Raw genomic sequence first — 16,839 nt, 5'->3', positions numbered from 1 at the left:
CTCAAGGTCATCGCCAGCTTCCTGCCACCGCTACCCGATAACGCCAAAATCCACCCACACTGATCCGCGAAGACCCCGCAATAATAAATGCCGCCGCACCTGCTTCGCCCGGTTCAGTGCGTCGGCACGGCCCGTTGCGCCGCGACCGGATCGTGTCGGTGCTTGAACAGCGGCACGAACAGCAGCGCCATCACCAGCGAATAGCTGGCGAACGCCAGCCAGATGCCCTGCCAGTCCTTGCAGATCGCCACCGCATCGTCGCACTGGTGGTTGGTGAAGAAGTGGTCGATCACGAAGCCGGCGATCAGGCTGCCCAGCACTGCGCCGACGCCGTTGGTCATCAGCATGAACAGGCCCTGCGCGCTGGCGCGGATCTTCGGGTCGGCCTGGCTCTCGACGAACAGCGAGCCGGAAATGTTGAAGAAGTCGAACGCCATGCCGTAGATGATGCACGAGAGCGCGATCATCCACAGCCCGCCGGCCGGGTCGCCGAACGCGAACAGGCCGAAGCGCAGCACCCAGGCCAGCATGCTCATCGTCATCACCGCCTTGATGCCGAAGCGCTTGAGGAAGAACGGGATGGTGAGGATGAAGGCGGTTTCGGAAAACTGCGAGATCGAGATGATGATGGTGGAGTACTTTACCGCCAGCAGGTTGGCGTACTCGGGCACCTTGACGAAGTCGCTGAGGAAGGCGTCGCCGTAGGCGTTAGTCAGCTGCAGCGCCGCGCCCAGCAACATCGCGAAGAGGAAGAACACCGCCATGTTGCGGTTCCTGAACAGCACGAACGAGGTGAGGCCGAGCCGATCGACCAGGCTGCGCCCCTGGGCAGCGCCCAGCTTGGGCGGGCACTTGGGCAGGGTGAAGGCATACAGACCCAGCAGCAGCGAGGCGGCCGCGGCCACGTGGAACTGCGCCGGCGAAGCCTTGAAGCCGAGCAGGCTGGTGGTCCAGGTGGCGGCGATGAAACCGATCGTGCCCCACACGCGAATCGGCGGGTAGGCGGCCACCACGTCCAGGCCGTCCTGCTTGAGCGCGTTGTAGGCCACCGTGATCGCCAGCGAGATGGTGGGCATGTAGAAGCACATGTTCAGCAGCGTCACCCAGAACATCTGCTCCGGGTCGCGCACGTGCGGGATCGCGAACAGCACCACCGCGCCGGCGATCTGCAGCATGCCGTACAGGCGTTCGGCGTTGATCCACTTGTCCGCCACGATGCCGACCAGCGACGGCATGAACAGCGAGGCGATGCCCATGGTCGAGAAGATCGCGCCGAAGCTGGTGCCCGACCAGTGCTGGGTCTGGAACCACCAGGTGCCGATGGTCAGCAGCCAGGCGCCCCAGATGTAGTACTGGAAGAAATTGAGTACGGTAAGGCGGAGCTTGAGGCTCATGGACGAGGTTTCCCCTGCAAGGCCGGGGTCGACCCCGTGGCCACGATGTCGTGGCAGGGCAGGTTAGACGACGCCGGCGCCAAGCGGCAAGGTGCGATGCGGCAGCTCAATCGGTGTCGGCCAGCGCCACGGCCACGCGCTCGCGCAGCACCGGCAGCAGCTCGGCCTCGAACCACGGGTGGTGCATTACCCACGGGCGGTTGCGCGGACTCGGATGCGGCAGCGGCAGCACGCCGCGGGCCAGGTGCGTGCGCCAGTTGCGCACGGTGTCCGTGAGCGTGGCATCGCGCGCGTCACCGAGCATGCCTACCTGCGCGTACTGCCCGATGGCGAGGGTCAGTTGCACCTGGCCGAGCAACGCGAACAGGCGCGGATGCCAGATGGCCGCGCACGCCGGCCGTGGCGGCAGGTCGCCACTTCTGCCCTTGCCCGGGTAGCAGAAATCCATCGGCACGATCGCCACGCGATCGGCGTCGTAGAACGCGGCGCGGTCGATCCGCAGCCAGTCGCGCAGGCGCTCACCGCTGACGTCGTCGAACGGAATGCCGCTCTCCTCCACCTTGCGCCCCGGTGCCTGGCTGACGATCAGCAGGCGCGAGCGCGTGGAAGCCTGCAGTACCGGCCGCCGCCCCGGCGGCTGCTGCATCGCGCAGGTATGGCCACAGCGGATCTCCGTCAGCAACGCGTCCAGGGTGTGCTGCTGCCCAAGGTTGTCCGTGCTTCTCCCGTTTCCCATCTGCAACCACTCCCGCTACCGCTTTCGTGTGTCCGGTAACTCGAAATCCCGCATCCCGCCGCTCAAGGCAGCAATTTCCCCGGATTGAGGATGCCGTCCGGATCGAACGCGGCCCTGATGCCGCGCATCAGCCCCAGCGTGGCCGGCTCCAGCGCCAGCGGCATGAACTCGCGCTTGACCAAGCCGATGCCGTGTTCGCCCGACAGCGTGCCGCCCAGCGCCAGCACCAGCGCGAACAGCTCGGGCAGCGCCGCGTAGGCGCGCTCGATTTCGTCCACGTCGCGTGGCAGCAGGTTCACGTGCAGGTTGCCGTTGCCGGCGTGACCGAAGCACACCAGCGGCACCGCGTGCTTCGCCGCCAGCGCCTGGGCGCCGTCCACCAGCGCGGGCAGGCGGCTCACCGGTACCACCACGTCCTCGTTGATCTTGTGCTCGGTCACCGCGCGCTGGGCAAACGAGAGCGCCTTGCGCGCGGCCCACAGCGCGGCGTTCCCGCCGGCGTCCGCTGCCACGTCCAGCGCGATCAGGCCATCGCCGTGCGCGGCGCGCGCCACGGCGTCCTGCGCAAAGCCTACCGTCTCCGGCGTGCCATCGACCTCGATCAGGAGCAGGGCACCCGCCTCCGGCACGCCGGCGTCCGGCACGTGATCGCGTGCCAGCTTGAGCGCCAATGCATCCATGAACTCCAGCGCCGAAGGCGTCGCCGGCTGCGCCATGATGCGCGCCACCGCCTGCGCCGCCGATACGGTGTCGCGATAGGTGGCGCGCAGCGAGCGCAGCGCGGCAGGCCGGGGCGTGAGCTTCAGCGTGGCTTCGGTGATGAGCGCCAGCGTGCCTTCCGAGCCGACCAGCAGACGCGTCAGGTCATAGCCGGTGGAGTCCTTGGTGGTGTGCGTGCCGGTACGGAAAGCCACGCCGCTGCCGGCCACGCCGGCGAGGCCCAGTACGTTGTCGCGGGTGGCGCCGTACTTCACCGCGCGCGGTCCACCCGCATTGCAGGCGAGGTTGCCGCCCACCGTGCACCACGGCGCCGAACCCGGGTCCGGCGCCCAGAAGAAACCGTGTGGCGCCAGCGCCTGCTGCAGCACCTCGTTGGTGACGCCCGGCTGCACTACGGCAAGACGATCGTCGGGGGCAATGCACAGGATGCGGTCCATGCGGGTGAAGCTCGCCACCACGCCGCCTGCCACCGGCACCGCGGCGCCGGTGGAGCTGGTGCCGCCGCCGCGGGCGGTGAGCGGTACGCGATGTTCGCGGCAGGCGCGTACCAGCACCTCCACCTGTTCGTGCGAGGTGGGGAACACCACGGCCTCGGGCAACTGCTCGTAGCGCGAGTTGTCGCGGGCGAACGCGCGTCGCTCGGCCTCGCGGGTGGCGAGCGCGTCGCCGGGAAAGATGTCGCGCAGGCGGGCGAACAGTGCATCAGGCAGGGGCATCGACAAAGCGTAATCCACTCGCGGGAAGAAGTTGCTGCGCCAGATCAGCCGAACCTGATCAGCCGGCTTCGAACGCGCCGCGCAACCATTCGCGGCGGATCGCCTCGGGTGGGCCGTCGTAGCTCACCACGTCGAAGCGGCAGTTGCGCCGCGCGTGCTGCGGGTGCGCGGCGAGCCAGTGTTGCGCGGCAAGAATCAGCTTCGCCTGCTTGGCCGCGGTGACCGAGGCGACGGCGTCGCCATGGCTGGCGCTGCGCCGGTAGCGCACCTCGACGAAGACCACGGCGTCGCCGTCGCGCATCACCAGGTCCAGCTCGCCGTGGCGGGTGGTGTAGTTGCGCGCCAGCAGTTTCAGGCCGGCGCGTTCCAGTTCGCCGCAGGCGCGCTGCTCGAAATCGTCGCCGGCGGCGCGCATCAGTTCGCGGCGGGCTGGAAGGTTCCGCTCGGCGCGGAGCCCGCCGGCGCAGGCTCGGCGCTGGCGGGCGGCGCGTTCGAGGGCGCGTCGTCCAGTTGCAGGCTGCCGCCCAGCGGGCGCGCCAGGCCATTCTGGAACTGCGCCCAGATCAGCACCCGACGTACCCGACCGAACTGGTCGGCGGCGAGCTGGCCGCTGGCGCCGGGCACGTAGCTGCCCGGGTGGGCGCGCAGCCATTCCAGGTAGGGCACCAGGTTCCATGCATCCATGCCGAACGCGAACAGCCGCGCTGCGCCGCCGCGCGCGGCCGGCAGGCGTGCGGCGATGCCGTCGTGGTTGGGCAGGCCCGGCTGGGCGTCGAACAGCCACGGCGCGTCGCAGAATTCCACCCCGTCGAGATCGCGGTTCGCGGCGACGTCGTCGCTGCCTTCGTAGACGTGCGAGGTGGCAAACACCGGCAGGTTCACCTGCGCGATGCGCAGTTGCGGCAGCAGCAGGCGCGCCTGCTCCGGTCGCATGCTGATGAAGATGCCAGTGTCGCCGACCGCGCCGCTGGCGGCAGGCGCCGTGGTGGTGCCGGCTGCCGCGGGCTGGCCTGGCGCCGCCGCTGCACTGGTGCCGGCGGGAAGCTTCAGCCCGGCGATGAGGCTGGCGTAACTGGTGACGCCCGGCGGCAGGGTGACCATGCCGGCCAACTCGCCGCCGCGCGCCGCCAGCTCGGCCTTGAACGCGCCGGCGGCGCGCTGCGCGAAGTCGTCGGTGGAAACCACTGCGTAGACGCGGCGCAGGCCGCGCTCGACCATGTGGTCGGCGGCCTGGGCGCCTTCGGTCTCCGGCAGCAGGCCGAATTCGCTAGCGTCGCCCGCAGGCAACTGCTTGTCGTCGGGGTGGTTCAGCGCCAGCAGCGGCACCGGCAGTCGCGGCTGGCTGAACACCGCGGCGACCTCACTGCGGGTCAGCGGGCCGACCACCAGCCGGGCGCCGTCGCTGACCGCCTGCTGGTATGCCTTGACCGCGCCGTCGGCGGTGCCCTGGCTGTCGTAGACGCGCACCGACGGGCGCGGCGCGTGATTGCGCCCGGCGTCAAGGTAGGCGGCGAAGAAGCCTTCGCGGATGGCCGTGCTCGCCGCGGCGTAATTGCCGTCGCTGGGCAGCAGCAGCGCGACCTGGCTGGGCGCCTTGTAGCCCTCGCGCACGTTCGCGTCGGCGCCGGGCAGCAGGGTGCCGACCGGTTGCTGCAGCTCCGGCGATGGCTGCGCCACGGCGACGCCGAGCCGGCTCAGCGCTTCATTCACCCACGGCAGCATGCGGTCGCCGCGCTGCATCGCGGCGGCGCGCTGCTTGAGCGAGTCGACACCGACCTGGCCCAGCAGGTCGAGAACCTGCTGGCGATTCTGGGAGTGGTCGTAGCCGCTCAATTGGCCGTCCATCTGCACGCGGGTACGGGCGGCGCCCCAGCGATCGCCGCTGGCGGCCATGGCGCGGGCGCGCCACTCTAGCAGGCGCAACTGCAGTGGCGCGGGCACCGTCACGTTCGGCTGGGTGGTGAGCCGCAGCGCGGTGGCGGCGTCATGCCGGTCGAGCGCGAGCTCGGCCTGCAGCAGGTCGAAGCGCAGCGGTTCGTCGCCGCTCAGGCGCTGGCGCTTGATGTCCGCCAGTACCGGGATGGCGCGGTCGAGCTGGCCTTCCTCGCGCCACGCCTCGGCGGCCAGCAGGCGGTAGCTGTCGGCGTGGCCGCGCGATTGCGCGGCGAGCGCCAGCCACGCCTGCGCGGCCTGGTCGAACTGGCCCTGGCGGGACAGCGCTTCGGCGCTCTGCGCGGCGGCGAGCTCGGCCGGCGAACGCGGCGTGTTGGCCGGCACGCAGGCGACCAGCACCAGGGCGGCCAGCAGTGCGGTCGCGGCGACGCGCGAGAGGCGCATGAAGCGCATGGGAATTCCCTTGTTCGTCATGGTCATCAATGCGCGATCATAGCGGATCGACTTGCCGGCTTACGGCGCAGGAGTTTGCAGATGTCACCAGAGCCTGTTCATGATCTCCAAGTGCCCCGCGCCGGGAACTGTTTGCGCGCTGGTCAAGGAAGAACGAAGGAGTGGATGTCCGTCCACGACCGAGTGATGACGCCGACATGCGGGCAAACAGACCCGGCCCTTCGGGTTGCCATCGAGCGGCCGCCAGGCGGCCGCTCGCAGCTTGGCCTGACAACCAGTCAGGCGCTGCGCTACGCGCTACCACCTGACAGTCGCTCGATGACAACGCGGGGCACTTGGAGATCATGAACAGGCTCTCGGAATTAGGCTCCCTGTGGGTGGTCGCCACGCCGATCGGCCATCGCGACGATCTTTCCGCGCGCGCCATCGACACGCTGCGCCAGGTGGCGGTGATCGCCGCCGAGGACACCCGCCACAGCCGGCCGTTGCTGGTGCATCACAACATCGACACGCCGCTGATCGCGCTGCACGAGCACAACGAGCGCGAGGCGGTGGAGTCGATCGTGCGCCGCATGCAGGCTGGCGAGGCGGTGGCGCTGATCTCCGATGCGGGTACGCCGCTGATCAGCGATCCGGGTTTCCGGCTGGTGCGCGCCGCGCGCGCCGCCGGCATCCGTTGCATTCCGGTGCCGGGCGCCTGCGCGGCGATCGCCGCGCTGTCGGTGGCCGGCCTGCCCAGCGACCGTTTCGTGTTCGAGGGTTTCCTGCCGCCGAAGGCGGCGTCGCGGCGCAGCCGGCTGCAGGAACTGGCCGGCGACGCGCGCACGCTCATCTTCTATGAGTCGTCGCACCGCGTCGCCGAAAGCCTGGCCGACATGCGCGACGTGTTCGGCGCCGGGCGCGAGGCGGTGCTGGCGCGCGAGCTGACCAAGCTGTTCGAGACGGTGATCGGCAAGCCGCTGGCGGAGCTGGCCGCACGGGTGGCGAACGATCCCGACCAGCAGCGCGGCGAATGCGTGATCCTGGTCGCCGGCCGCGGCGAGGAAGCCGACGCGAAGCTGGCCGAGGGCCAGCGCGTGTTCGCCATCCTGCGCGAGGAGCTGCCCCCAGCCAAGGCCGCCAAACTCGCGGCCGCGATCAGCGGCGCGCCGCGCAAGACCTTGTATGAATCGTGAAGCTGGTTTCGGCGAGCTTTTCCGAATCCCGAATCCCCAATCCCGAATCCCGGGCCATTACAATGGCCCCCGGAGTCGGCCGGACAGTCGCGTCGCACGCAAGTGCATCGAGGAAAGTCCGGGCTCCGCAGGGCAGAGTGCCAGGTAACTCCTGGGCAGCGTGAGCTGACGGCCAGTGCAACAGAGAGCAGACCGCCGATGGCCTCGCAAGAGGATCAGGCAAGGGTGAAAGGGTGCGGTAAGAGCGCACCGCGTACGGGGCCAACGCCGTACGGCACGGTAAACCCCACTCGGAGCAAGACCAAATAGGGGAACGATAACGCGGCCCGCGTTGTTCCCGGGTAGGTTGCTGGAGCCAGGCGGCGACGCCTGGCCGAGAGGAATGACTGTCGCGCCGCAAGGCGTACAGAACCCGGCTTACAGGCCGACTCCACCTCTTCCATGCCTGCATCGCCATCGCGACCCCTCGTCGCGGTGGCGATGCAGGCGTCTGCGTGAACGGTGGTTCATGCCGGAGTGGCTACGCGGTGCCGATCCGGTGGGATTTCGCCAGGCGAGGGCCTGAGGCAACGTGTTTTTATTTATAAAAAATTCCCTGCTTTCAAACACCTTGCTGGCGTTCCTCAGAAAATGCTGCACGTATGGTCAGCATTCTGCCTTTACTCCTTGATTCACAAGCGAAATTCCCTTGACAGTCTCATGGGGCGAGATTATCGTGGGCTCCAGTGTGAAATCGTGGGTTTTAGTGGAGTCTGCTGATCGTGTTCCAGGGCGAAACCGCCATCACCATCGACGACAAGGGCCGCCTGACCATCCCGACCGTCTACCGGGAGCAGGTGGCGGGCGAGTGCGCCAATCGTCTGGTGATCACCTACAACCCGTTTGAGCCGGGCTGCCTGTGGCTGTTCCCGTATGCGGCGTGGGAATTGGTGCGCGACCAGGTCAACGCGCTTTCCAAGGTGGTCAAGGCGCATCGCGACATGCAGATGAAGCTGGTCGGTGCGGCCGCGGTGGTCGAACCCGACTCGGCGGCGCGGGTGCTGCTGCCGCCCAGCCAGCGCGCCACCACCGGCATCGAGAAGAAGGCGGTGCTGCTGGGCATGGGCGACAAGTTCGAGCTGTGGAGCGAGCAGGAACACCTCAAGAAGATCCGCCAGACCATCGGCGAAGCGGAGATCACGCAGGCAATGGCGGAATTGCGCCTGTAAGGCGCGATCGGCATGTGGGTGGGACGGGAGCGGGAGTGCGGCATGGCCGAGCAAGTTTTGCGGCACATCCCGGTGATGCTGGGTGAAGCAGTGGAGGGACTCGCCGTGCATGCGGGCGGGCGCTATCTCGATGGAACCTTCGGTCGCGGCGGTCACGCCCGCGCGGTGCTGTCGCGCCTGGGCTCCGACGGCCGGCTGCTGCTGATGGACCGCGACCCCGCGGCGATCGCCACGGCGCAGGCCGAATTCGCTGCCGATCCGCGCGTGACGATCCGCCACGCGAATTTTTCCAGCCTGGCCGAGTGGGACGAGACCACCGCTGGTCTCGATGGCGTGCTGCTCGACCTGGGCGTGTCCTCGCCGCAGCTGGATGAAGCCGCACGCGGCTTCAGCTTCATGGCCGACGCGCCGCTGGACATGCGCATGGATCCCACCCAGGGCGAGAGCGCCGCCGAATTCCTGGCCCAGGCCAGCGAGCGCGAGATCGCCGACGTGCTGTGGCACTACGGCGAGGAGCGCCACAGCCGGCGCATCGCCCGCGCCATCGTGGTCGACCGCGATGCCACCCCGTTCACTCGCACCGGCCAGCTGGCCGCACTGATCGAACGCGTGGTGGGCCGGCGCGAGCCGGGCAAGCATCCGGCCACGCGCAGCTTCCAGGCGCTGCGCATCCGCGTGAACGGCGAGCTGGATGCCCTCAAGCAGGGGCTGGATGCGGCGCTGGAGCGGCTCAAGCCCGGCGGCCGGCTGGCGGTGATCAGCTTCCATTCGCTGGAAGACCGTGCGGTGAAGCTGTTCATCCGCGATCACTCCGGCCGCGTGCAGAACAGCCGCCGCGGGCCACCGGTGCAAGCCGCGCCGGCGCGGCTTGCACCGGTCGGCAAGGCGCAGTTCCCGTCCGCGACCGAGCAGGCGGCGAACCCGCGCGCGCGCTCGGCCGTGCTGCGCGTGGCGGAGAAGTTGACGTGAGGGCGCTCGGCGCCCTGAGCCTGCTGATGCTGCTGATCGCGGTGCTGGTCAGCGCGCTCGGCGTGGTGTGGACGCGCCACGAGAGTCGCGTGCTGTTCGTCAACCTGACCGCGCTGCAGAACCAGCGCGACGAGCTGAACATCGAGTACGGCAAGCTTGAGCTGGAGCAGGCCACCTATGCCGAACCGCGGCGCATCGACGACGAGGCCCGGCAGAAGCTGGGCATGGTCGATCCGCGTCCGCAAGACATCCGGTTGCTGCGCTGATGAGCTGGCGCAACCACCGCGCTCCCGCCCATCCCGGCCGCCGCCGCGGCGCCGGCCCCAGCGCGCGCCGGCGCATGGTGGTGGTGGTCGGCCTGCTGAGCCTGGTCTCGGTCGGGCTGGTGGCGCGTGCGTTCGACCTGCAGGTGGTGCGCAAGCAGTTCTACCAGCGCCAGGGCGATGCGCGCTTCCTGCGCGAGATGCCGATTCCGGTGTCGCGCGGCACCATCTTCGACCGCAACGGCGAGCCGCTGGCGGTGTCCACGCCGATGATGTCGATCTGGGCCAACCCGGCCGAGGTGCTGGACAGCGACGAACGCATCCCCGCGCTGGCGCAGGCGCTGGGTGTGGACGCCGACAGTCTGAAGGCGCAGCTGGCGCAGCGCTCGGACCGCGAGTTCGTCTATCTGCGTCGGCAGATGGCGCCGGCGGCGGCGCAGGCGGTGCTGGACCTGGGCATTCCCGGCATCAACGGCCAGCGCGAGTTCAAGCGCTACTACCCGTCCGGCGAAGTGACCGCGCACGTGCTCGGCTTCACCAACATCGACGATCGCGGCCAGGAAGGCCTGGAGCTGGCCTACGACGACTGGCTGGCCGGCAAGCCAGGCGCAAAACGCGTGATTCGCGACCGCATGGGCCAGGTGGTGGAGGACCTTGAGCAGGTGCGCGCACCGAAGCCGGGGCAGAACCTCACGCTCAGCATCGACCGGCGCATCCAGTTCCTCGCCTACAGCGAGCTGAAGAACGCGCTGGAGAAATCGCAGGCCGACTCCGGCTCGATCGCGGTGCTCGATGTGAAAACCGGCGAGGTACTGGCGATGGCCAACCTGCCCACCTACAACCCGAACGCGCTCGGCGGCAGCCGGCCCGGCCAGCGGCGCAACCGGGCGATGACCGACGTGCTCGAGCCCGGCTCCACCATCAAGCCGGTCCTGATGGCGGCGGCACTGTCCAGCGGCAAGTACACGCCGACCAGCCCGATCATCGACACCACCGGCGGCCACTGGTATTTCCAGGGCCACGACATCCACGACACGCACAACTATGGGCTGCTGACGCCGACCGGGGTGATCACCAAGTCGAGCAACGTGGGCGCTGCGCACATCGCGATGACGCTCGACACGGCGCTGATGTACGACACCTACCGCGCGTTCGGCTTCGGCAACAGCACCGAGAGCGGCTTCCCCGGCGAGGCTGCCGGCTCGCTGCGCATCGGCCGCAGCTGGCGCCCGCTGGAGAAGGCCATTCTCGGCTACGGCTACGGCCTCAACGTGACCGTGCTGCAGCTGGTCAACGCCTACGCCACCATCGCCGACGGCGGCGTGATGCACAGCCCGAGCTTCATCAAGGGCGGCGACGCCACCTCCAAGCAGATCATCTCGCCGGAAGTGGCAGGCCAGCTGCTGCGCATGATGGAGACGGTGACCGGACCGGGCAGCACCGGCACGCTGGCGCGCATCGCCAACTACAGCGTGGCCGGCAAGACCGGCACCGCGCACAAGGCCAGCATCGGCGGCTACGCCAAGAGCAACTACACCTCGGCGTTCGCCGGCATCGTACCGGCGTCCAACCCGCGGCTGGCCGCGGTAGTGGTGATCGACAACCCGCAGAAGGGCAGCTACTACGGCGGCACCGTGTCCGGACCGGTGTTCTCGCGGGTGATGGAAGGCGCGCTGCGCCTGCTCGACGTGCCGCCGGACAACATCGGCCGCTGGTACGTGGGCGGCCCGTTGCAGGGCACCGGGCTGGTCGGTGCGCAGCCGCCGGTCGATGCGCCGATCGACGACGCCCCGGTCGACGAGGATACGCCATGAGCAGCGGCCACCTCGACCAGTTGCTGCTGGGCATCGCCGACGCGCCGATCGCCGCGGCGCCGGACGTCGGCCGCATCGTGGTGTCCGGCCTGAGCCTGGATTCGCGCCGGGTGCAGCGCGGCGACGCGTTCTTCGCCCTGCGCGGCAGCCACGCCCACGGCATCACCTTCGCCGCCGGCGCCGTGCAGCGTGGTGCCCGCGTGGTGCTGGCGGAAGCGCCCGCGCCAGGTGAATTCCTGCCCCTGCCTGCAGGGGCAGATGCCGAAGGCGGAAGGGGTCGACTGCCGCAGGCAGTCGGCGAGGTTCCCGTGCTGTGGATCGAGGGCCTGCACGGCCAGGTCAGCGAGATCGCCGCGCGCTTCTACCGCCGCCCCAGCGAGTCGATGCGCATGGTCGGCGTCACTGGCACCAACGGCAAGACCTCGTGCGTGCAGCTGCTGGCGCAGGCGCTGACCCTGCTCGGCCACCGCGCGGCGTCGATCGGCACGCTCGGCGCCGGCGTGCATGGCCAGTTGCACGAAGGCGAGCGCACCACGCCCGACGCGGTGACGGTGCAGGCGCTGCTGGCGGAATTCCGCGACGCGGATGTCAGCCACGTCGCGATGGAGGTGTCCTCGCACGCGCTGGAGCAGGGCCGCGTGGCGGCGGTGGATTACGAGGTGGCCGCGTTCACCAACCTCACCCGCGACCACCTGGACTACCACGGCAGCATGCAGGCCTACGGCGCGGCGAAGGCCAGGCTGTTTGCCTGGCCGGGCCTGCGCAGCGCGGCGATCAACATCGACGACGCGTTCGGTCGCGAGCTGGCCGGGCAGTTGCCCGCCGGCGTCGAGCGGCTGCGTTTCAGCATGGCCGGCGACGAAGAGGCGGAAGTCGCCGCCAGTGCGATCGTCAGCTCGACCGAAGGGCTGGCGTTCCTGCTGCGCACGCCGTGGGGCACGCGGGCGGTGCGCAGCCAGCTGATCGGCCGCTTCAATGTGGCCAACCTGCTGGCCGTGGTGGCCTGCCTCGGCGCGCTGGGCGAGCCGTTCGCGCGCATCGTCGAGGTGGTCGCGCAGCTGCAGCCGGTGAACGGACGCATGAGCCGGCTCGGCGGCGTGCAGGGCCAGCCGCTGGTGGTGGTCGACTATGCGCACACGCCGGATGCGCTGGAGCAGGCGCTGACCGCGGTGCGCGCGCATTGCACCGGCAAGCTGATCTGCGTGTTCGGCTGCGGCGGCGAGCGCGATGCCGGCAAGCGTCCGCTGATGGGCGCGATCGCGGCGCGGCTGGCCGACGTGGCCATCGTCACCGACGACAACCCGCGTGGCGAGGACGGCGACGCGATCGTGGCGCAGATCGTCGCCGGCATGGCGGCGGCGCGCGCGATGGCGGTCGAGCGCGACCGGGCGGTGGCGATCGCCGACGCGCTGCAGCTGGCGCGTGCCGGTGACGCGGTGCTGATCGCCGGCAAGGGCCACGAAACCTACCAGGAGGGCGCCGCCGGCAAGCGTCCGTTCGACGATATGGCGGCGGCGCGCGCAGTGCTGGAGCGGATCGGCAGGGAGGCACGCCCGTGATGAAGCTCGCCGCCATCGCGCTGTGGACCCATGGCTGCCTGTTCGGCAGCGACGTCGAGGTGACCGGCGTCGCCATCGACACGCGCAAGCTCAAGCCCGGCGACCTGTTCGTGGCGATCAGGGGCGAGCGGGTGGATGGCCACGATTACCTGGCCGAGGCCGCCGCGCGCGGCGCGGTCGCTGCGCTGGTGACGCGCAAGGTCGACAGCGCGCTGCCGCAGCTGCTGGTAGACAACACGGAACTGGCCCTCGGCGACCTGGCCAGTGCGGTGCGCGCCCAGCGCAACGTGCGCGTGGTCGGCATCACCGGCTCCAACGGCAAGACCACGGTGAAGACGCTGGTCGCCTCGATCCTGTCGCGGCACGGCCGCACCCACGTCAGCGCCGGCAACTTCAACAATGAACTGGGCCTGCCGCTGAGCCTGCTGGCGATGCCGCCGGACACCGGATACGCGGTGTTCGAGATGGGTGCCGGCAAGCCGGGCGACATCGCCTACCTGGCCGCCATCGCGCGGCCCGATATCGGCCTCGTCACGCTCATCGCGCCGGCGCATCTTGCGCGCATGGGCAGCATCGAGGGCGTGGCCGAGACCAAGGGCGCGCTATACCAGTCTTTGCCGGCCGATGGCATCGCGATCATCAACGCCGACGACGCGTTCGCCAGCTTCTTCGCCGGCCTGGCCGGCGCGCGCCGCGTGCTGCGCTTCGGTCTCGAGCAGCCGGCCGACGTCGGCGCCGACATCGTCGAGCAGCGCGTGGACGGCTCGCGCTTCGTGCTCAGCACGCCACAGGGCGATGCCGAAGTGGCGCTGCCGCTGCCCGGCCGCCACAACATCGCCAACGCGCTGGCGGCCACGGCGGTGGCGCTGGCGCTGGAGGTGCCGCTGGGCACCATCGTGGCCGGGCTGGAGCAGGTGCCCGGCGTGGCCGGCCGGCTGCGCCGTGAAACGATGACTGGCGGCTGGACGCTGATCGACGACAGCTACAACGCGAACCCGAGCTCGATGGCGGCGGCGATCGACACCTTGCTGCTGGCCGGCGGTGAACGCTGGCTGGTGCTGGGCGACATGGCCGAGCTGGGCCCCGACGCGCGCGCGCTGCACGCCGGCATCGGCGTGCGGGCGCGCGAGCGCGGGGTCGAGCGGCTGTTCGCCGTCGGTCCGCTCGGCGTGGCCACGGTCGAGGCGTTCGGCGCGGGCGGCGAGCATTTCGAGGACAAGGCGGCGCTGATCGCCGTGCTGCAGGCGCAACTGCACGCGGGCGTCACCTGCCTGGTGAAGGGCTCGCGCTCGGCCGGAATGGAGCAGGTGGTGGTGGCGCTCGGCGGTCATGCCGGCAAGAACAAGGGGGACGCATCCGATGCTGCTTGAATTGGCCGACTGGATGGCACGACATTTCACCGCCCTGCACCTGTTCCAGTACATCACCTTCCGCACCATCATGGCCGCGCTCACCGCGCTGTCGCTGTCGCTGTGGTGCGGACCGTGGCTGATCAACCGGCTGGCGGCGCTGAAGGCCGGCCAGGTGGTGCGCAGCGATGGTCCGCAGACGCACCTGGTCAAGGCCGGCACGCCGACCATGGGCGGCGTGATGATCCTGCTCTCGGTCACCGTCGCCACCTTGCTGTGGGCCGACCTGCACAACCGCTACGTGTGGGTGGTGCTGGCAGTGCTGCTGAGCTTCGGTGCGATCGGCTTCTACGACGACTACCGCAAGCTGGTGCTGAAGGACAGCCGCGGCCTGGCCAGTCGCTGGAAGTATTTCTGGCAGTCGGTGTTCGGCCTCGGCGCGGCGCTGTTCCTCTACCACACCGCCCAGCTGCCCGCGGAGACCGCATTGTACGTGCCGCTGTTCAAGCACGTGGTGCTGCCGCTGGGGCTGTTTTTCGTGGTGATCACCTATTTCATGATCGTGGGCTTCTCCAACGCGGTGAATCTCACCGACGGGCTGGACGGCCTGGCGATCATGCCCACCGTGCTGGTTTCCGGCGCGCTCGGCGCATTCGCCTACCTGGCCGGCAACAAGGTGTTCTCCGAGTACCTGGGCATCCCCTCGATCCCCGGCGCGGGCGAGCTGGCGATCTTCACTGGGGCGCTGTCCGGCGCGGGGCTGGGCTTCCTGTGGTTCAACACCTATCCGGCGCAGGTGTTCATGGGCGACGTCGGCGCGCTGGCGATGGGCGCGGCGCTGGGTTGCGTGGCGGTGATCGTGCGCCAGGAGATCGTGCTGCTGGTGATGGGCGGCGTGTTCGTGATGGAAACCGCCTCGGTGATGATCCAGGTGGCGAGCTTCAAGCTCACCGGCAAGCGTGTGTTCCGCATGGCGCCGATCCACCACCACTTCGAACTGAAGGGCTGGCCGGAGCCGCGGGTGATCGTGCGCTTCTGGATCATCAGCGTGGTGCTGGTGCTGATCGGCCTTGCCACGTTGAAGGTGCGCTGATGATGAAAGCCGGGATTCGAGATTCGGGATTCGGGATTCGCAAGAGCGGTCGCAAGTCCGTAGCGCCGCGCTGCGCCCGCTTTGCCGAATCTCGAATCCAGAATCCCGAATCCCGCGCCTCCAGGGGAGGCGCCCATGTTTGACGCCACCACCCAGGCCAAGCGGCGCAGCGGTCCGTGCGGCAGCTTCGATCTGTGGCTGCTGGTTGCGCTGGTCGGGCTGGCCGGCGTGGGCGTGGTGATGGTGACGTCCAGTTCGATCGCGGTGGCCGACAGCCAGCACCTCGGCGCGTTCTATTTCCTGAAGAGGCATCTCTTGTTCCTCGGCTTCGGGCTGGTCGCCGCCGGCCTGGCGATGCGCACCGAGCTGAAGCTGCTGGAGAAGTTCGCGTTCCCGCTGTTGGCGCTGGCGTTCCTGATGCTGCTGGCGGTGTTCGTGCCGCACCTGGGCATGCGCATCAACGGCGCGCGACGCTGGCTGAACCTGCTGGTCACCACGTTCCAGCCGGTGGAGGCGGTGAAGCTGATCCTGGTGATCTACGTCGCCAGCTACCTGGTGCGCCACCGCGAGAACGTGGAAACGAAATTCCTGGGCTTGTTCAAGCCGCTGCTGGTGGCCGGCATGATCGTGCTGCTGCTGCTGGCGCAGCCGGACTTCGGCTCGGCCACGTTGGTGATCGCGGTGACCATCGCGATGGTCTGGCTGGGCGGAGCGCGGCCGATCTTCCTGTTCCTGATGGGCCTGCCGCTGATGCCGCTGCTGTACGTGGCGGCGACCGGCGAAAGCTACCGCATGAAGCGGCTGACCTCGTTCATGGACCCGTGGAAGGACCCGTTCAACGACGGCTTCCAGCTGACCCAGTCGCTGATGGCGATCGGCCGCGGCGAGTGGACCGGGGTGGGCCTGGGCTCCAGCGTGCTGAAGCTGTCCTACCTGCCGGAGGCCCATACCGACTTCATCTTCGCGGTGATCGGCGAGGAGCTGGGGCTGGCCGGCGTGCTGCTGGTGATCGGCCTGTTCGGCCTGGCGGTGGGGCGCGGTCTGTACCTGGGCCTGAAGGGCGTCGAGGTGGGCCAGCGCTTTGCCGGCTACGTCGCGTTCGGTATCTCGCTGATGCTGGCGATGCAGGCGTTCGTGTCGGTCGGCGTGAACCTGGGCGCGCTGCCGACCAAGGGACTGACCCTGCCGCTGATCAGCTACGGCGGTTCGTCGATGGTGCTGACCTGTGCCATGGCCGGCGTGCTGCTGCGCGCCACCTGGGAGATCAACCGCGCGCTGGACGCACGGCAGATGGCCACGCGGATGCCGGCGGCGGTGGCCGCGCTTGACGCGAACGTCGCGGCGAAGCCGCGCGAGGCGGTGGCGGCATGATCACGTCCGGGATGACCAGCCCTTCGGCTGTTGAAAGCCGAGATACGGGATTCGGGATTCGCAAAGGCATGCCGCGCAGGCTTGCAGCGATGTTGCACGCCCAGCATCGGGAGAATCTTGACGCTC

General features: G+C 69.2%; 14 protein-coding genes and 1 other RNA gene. 10 read left to right on the top strand and 5 right to left on the bottom strand.

The features are described 5' to 3' along the window. Positions 1 to 113 precede the first annotated feature (113 nt). From AC3WTD_RS17725 to AC3WTD_RS17705, 5 genes are all read right to left on the bottom strand, one after another. A complete protein-coding gene (locus AC3WTD_RS17725; RefSeq protein WP_492614574.1) occupies positions 114 to 1,394 on the bottom strand; it encodes a nucleoside permease in 1,281 nt (426 codons plus the stop codon). 106 nt (positions 1,395 to 1,500) lie between these two features. Beyond that, positions 1,501 to 2,130 carry a uracil-DNA glycosylase family protein gene (locus tag AC3WTD_RS17720; RefSeq protein ID WP_492614573.1) on the bottom strand — a complete coding sequence of 210 codons (630 nt, stop codon included), beginning with the start codon at positions 2,128 to 2,130 and terminating at the stop codon, positions 1,501 to 1,503. Positions 2,131 to 2,192: 62 nt separating this feature from the next. After that, positions 2,193 to 3,566, bottom strand: a complete 1,374-nt coding sequence (locus tag AC3WTD_RS17715) for an FAD-binding oxidoreductase (RefSeq protein WP_492614572.1) — start codon at positions 3,564 to 3,566, stop codon at positions 2,193 to 2,195. 58 nt (positions 3,567 to 3,624) lie between these two features. Next, positions 3,625 to 3,981, bottom strand: a complete 357-nt coding sequence (locus AC3WTD_RS17710) for a YraN family protein (RefSeq protein ID WP_008433738.1) — start codon at positions 3,979 to 3,981, stop codon at positions 3,625 to 3,627. Next, the gene (locus AC3WTD_RS17705) at positions 3,981 to 5,912 is read right to left on the bottom strand and encodes a penicillin-binding protein activator (RefSeq protein WP_492614571.1); all 1,932 of its coding nucleotides are present in this window, start codon (positions 5,910 to 5,912) and stop codon (positions 3,981 to 3,983) included. The genes AC3WTD_RS17710 and AC3WTD_RS17705 overlap by 1 nt, the downstream gene beginning before the upstream one ends. 344 nt (positions 5,913 to 6,256) lie before the next feature. On the opposite strand from AC3WTD_RS17705, the gene rsmI reads away from it, so the two are divergent. The 10 genes from rsmI to ftsW all read left to right on the top strand — a co-directional run bounded on the left by rsmI (position 6,257) and on the right by ftsW (position 16,713). Next, a complete protein-coding gene (gene rsmI, locus AC3WTD_RS17700; protein ID WP_027493160.1) occupies positions 6,257 to 7,087 on the top strand; it encodes a 16S rRNA (cytidine(1402)-2'-O)-methyltransferase in 831 nt (276 codons plus the stop codon). A gap of 71 nt (positions 7,088 to 7,158) precedes the next feature. Beyond that, positions 7,159 to 7,523, top strand: an RNA gene (rnpB, locus tag AC3WTD_RS17695) — RNase P RNA component class A. 325 nt (positions 7,524 to 7,848) lie between these two features. Then, the gene (gene mraZ / locus AC3WTD_RS17690; RefSeq protein WP_027493159.1) at positions 7,849 to 8,295 is read left to right on the top strand and encodes a division/cell wall cluster transcriptional repressor MraZ; all 447 of its coding nucleotides are present in this window, start codon (positions 7,849 to 7,851) and stop codon (positions 8,293 to 8,295) included. Between the two features lie 42 nt (positions 8,296 to 8,337). Next, on the top strand, positions 8,338 to 9,264 hold the full coding sequence (rsmH, locus tag AC3WTD_RS17685; protein ID WP_492614570.1) for a 16S rRNA (cytosine(1402)-N(4))-methyltransferase RsmH: 927 nt from the start codon (positions 8,338 to 8,340) through the stop codon (positions 9,262 to 9,264). A 26-nt stretch (positions 9,265 to 9,290) separates the two neighbouring features. Further along, a complete protein-coding gene (gene ftsL, locus AC3WTD_RS17680; RefSeq protein WP_037089989.1) occupies positions 9,291 to 9,530 on the top strand; it encodes a cell division protein FtsL in 240 nt (79 codons plus the stop codon). Beyond that, positions 9,530 to 11,341: a peptidoglycan D,D-transpeptidase FtsI family protein gene (locus AC3WTD_RS17675; RefSeq protein WP_492614569.1), complete on the top strand. Its 1,812-nt coding sequence runs from the start codon at positions 9,530 to 9,532 to the stop codon at positions 11,339 to 11,341. The genes ftsL and AC3WTD_RS17675 overlap by 1 nt, the downstream gene beginning before the upstream one ends. Continuing rightward, positions 11,338 to 12,900 (top strand): UDP-N-acetylmuramoyl-L-alanyl-D-glutamate--2,6-diaminopimelate ligase, encoded by a 1,563-nt coding sequence (locus tag AC3WTD_RS17670; protein WP_492614568.1) that lies wholly within the window; start codon positions 11,338 to 11,340, stop codon positions 12,898 to 12,900. Before AC3WTD_RS17675 ends, AC3WTD_RS17670 begins: the two co-directional genes overlap by 4 nt. Continuing rightward, positions 12,897 to 14,270 (top strand): UDP-N-acetylmuramoyl-tripeptide--D-alanyl-D-alanine ligase, encoded by a 1,374-nt coding sequence (locus tag AC3WTD_RS17665; protein ID WP_027493154.1) that lies wholly within the window; start codon positions 12,897 to 12,899, stop codon positions 14,268 to 14,270. Before AC3WTD_RS17670 ends, AC3WTD_RS17665 begins: the two co-directional genes overlap by 4 nt. After that, positions 14,260 to 15,342: a phospho-N-acetylmuramoyl-pentapeptide-transferase gene (gene mraY / locus AC3WTD_RS17660; RefSeq protein WP_027493153.1), complete on the top strand. Its 1,083-nt coding sequence runs from the start codon at positions 14,260 to 14,262 to the stop codon at positions 15,340 to 15,342. Before AC3WTD_RS17665 ends, mraY begins: the two co-directional genes overlap by 11 nt. Before the next feature lie 135 nt (positions 15,343 to 15,477). Beyond that, positions 15,478 to 16,713, top strand: coding sequence for a putative lipid II flippase FtsW (gene ftsW / locus AC3WTD_RS17655; protein ID WP_027493152.1), 1,236 nt, complete (start codon positions 15,478 to 15,480; stop codon positions 16,711 to 16,713). Positions 16,714 to 16,839: the final 126 nt, after the last annotated feature.

The organism is Rhodanobacter sp. FW106-PBR-R2A-1-15 (assembly GCF_058789735.1).
Note: the sequence above shows the minus strand (reverse complement) of the source record. Positions and strands in the feature narration are given on the sequence as shown.

Excerpts from the sequence above, each read along its gene's own strand:
- AC3WTD_RS17675 (WP_492614569.1), top strand. The coding sequence starts at position 9,530 with ATGAGCTGGCGCAACCACCGCGCTCCCGCCCATCCCGGCCGCCGCCGC.
- AC3WTD_RS17725 (WP_492614574.1), bottom strand. The coding sequence starts at position 1,394 with ATGAGCCTCAAGCTCCGCCTTACCGTACTCAATTTCTTCCAGTACTAC.
- AC3WTD_RS17720 (WP_492614573.1), bottom strand. The coding sequence starts at position 2,130 with ATGGGAAACGGGAGAAGCACGGACAACCTTGGGCAGCAGCACACCCTG.
- ftsL (WP_037089989.1), top strand. The coding sequence starts at position 9,291 with ATGCTGCTGATCGCGGTGCTGGTCAGCGCGCTCGGCGTGGTGTGGACG.
- AC3WTD_RS17715 (WP_492614572.1), bottom strand. The coding sequence starts at position 3,566 with ATGCCCCTGCCTGATGCACTGTTCGCCCGCCTGCGCGACATCTTTCCC.
- AC3WTD_RS17710 (WP_008433738.1), bottom strand. The coding sequence starts at position 3,981 with ATGCGCGCCGCCGGCGACGATTTCGAGCAGCGCGCCTGCGGCGAACTG.
- rsmH (WP_492614570.1), top strand. The coding sequence starts at position 8,338 with ATGGCCGAGCAAGTTTTGCGGCACATCCCGGTGATGCTGGGTGAAGCA.
- mraY (WP_027493153.1), top strand. The coding sequence starts at position 14,260 with ATGCTGCTTGAATTGGCCGACTGGATGGCACGACATTTCACCGCCCTG.
- rsmI (WP_027493160.1), top strand. The coding sequence starts at position 6,257 with ATGAACAGGCTCTCGGAATTAGGCTCCCTGTGGGTGGTCGCCACGCCG.
- AC3WTD_RS17670 (WP_492614568.1), top strand. The coding sequence starts at position 11,338 with ATGAGCAGCGGCCACCTCGACCAGTTGCTGCTGGGCATCGCCGACGCG.
- AC3WTD_RS17705 (WP_492614571.1), bottom strand. The coding sequence starts at position 5,912 with ATGCGCTTCATGCGCCTCTCGCGCGTCGCCGCGACCGCACTGCTGGCC.
- ftsW (WP_027493152.1), top strand. The coding sequence starts at position 15,478 with ATGTTTGACGCCACCACCCAGGCCAAGCGGCGCAGCGGTCCGTGCGGC.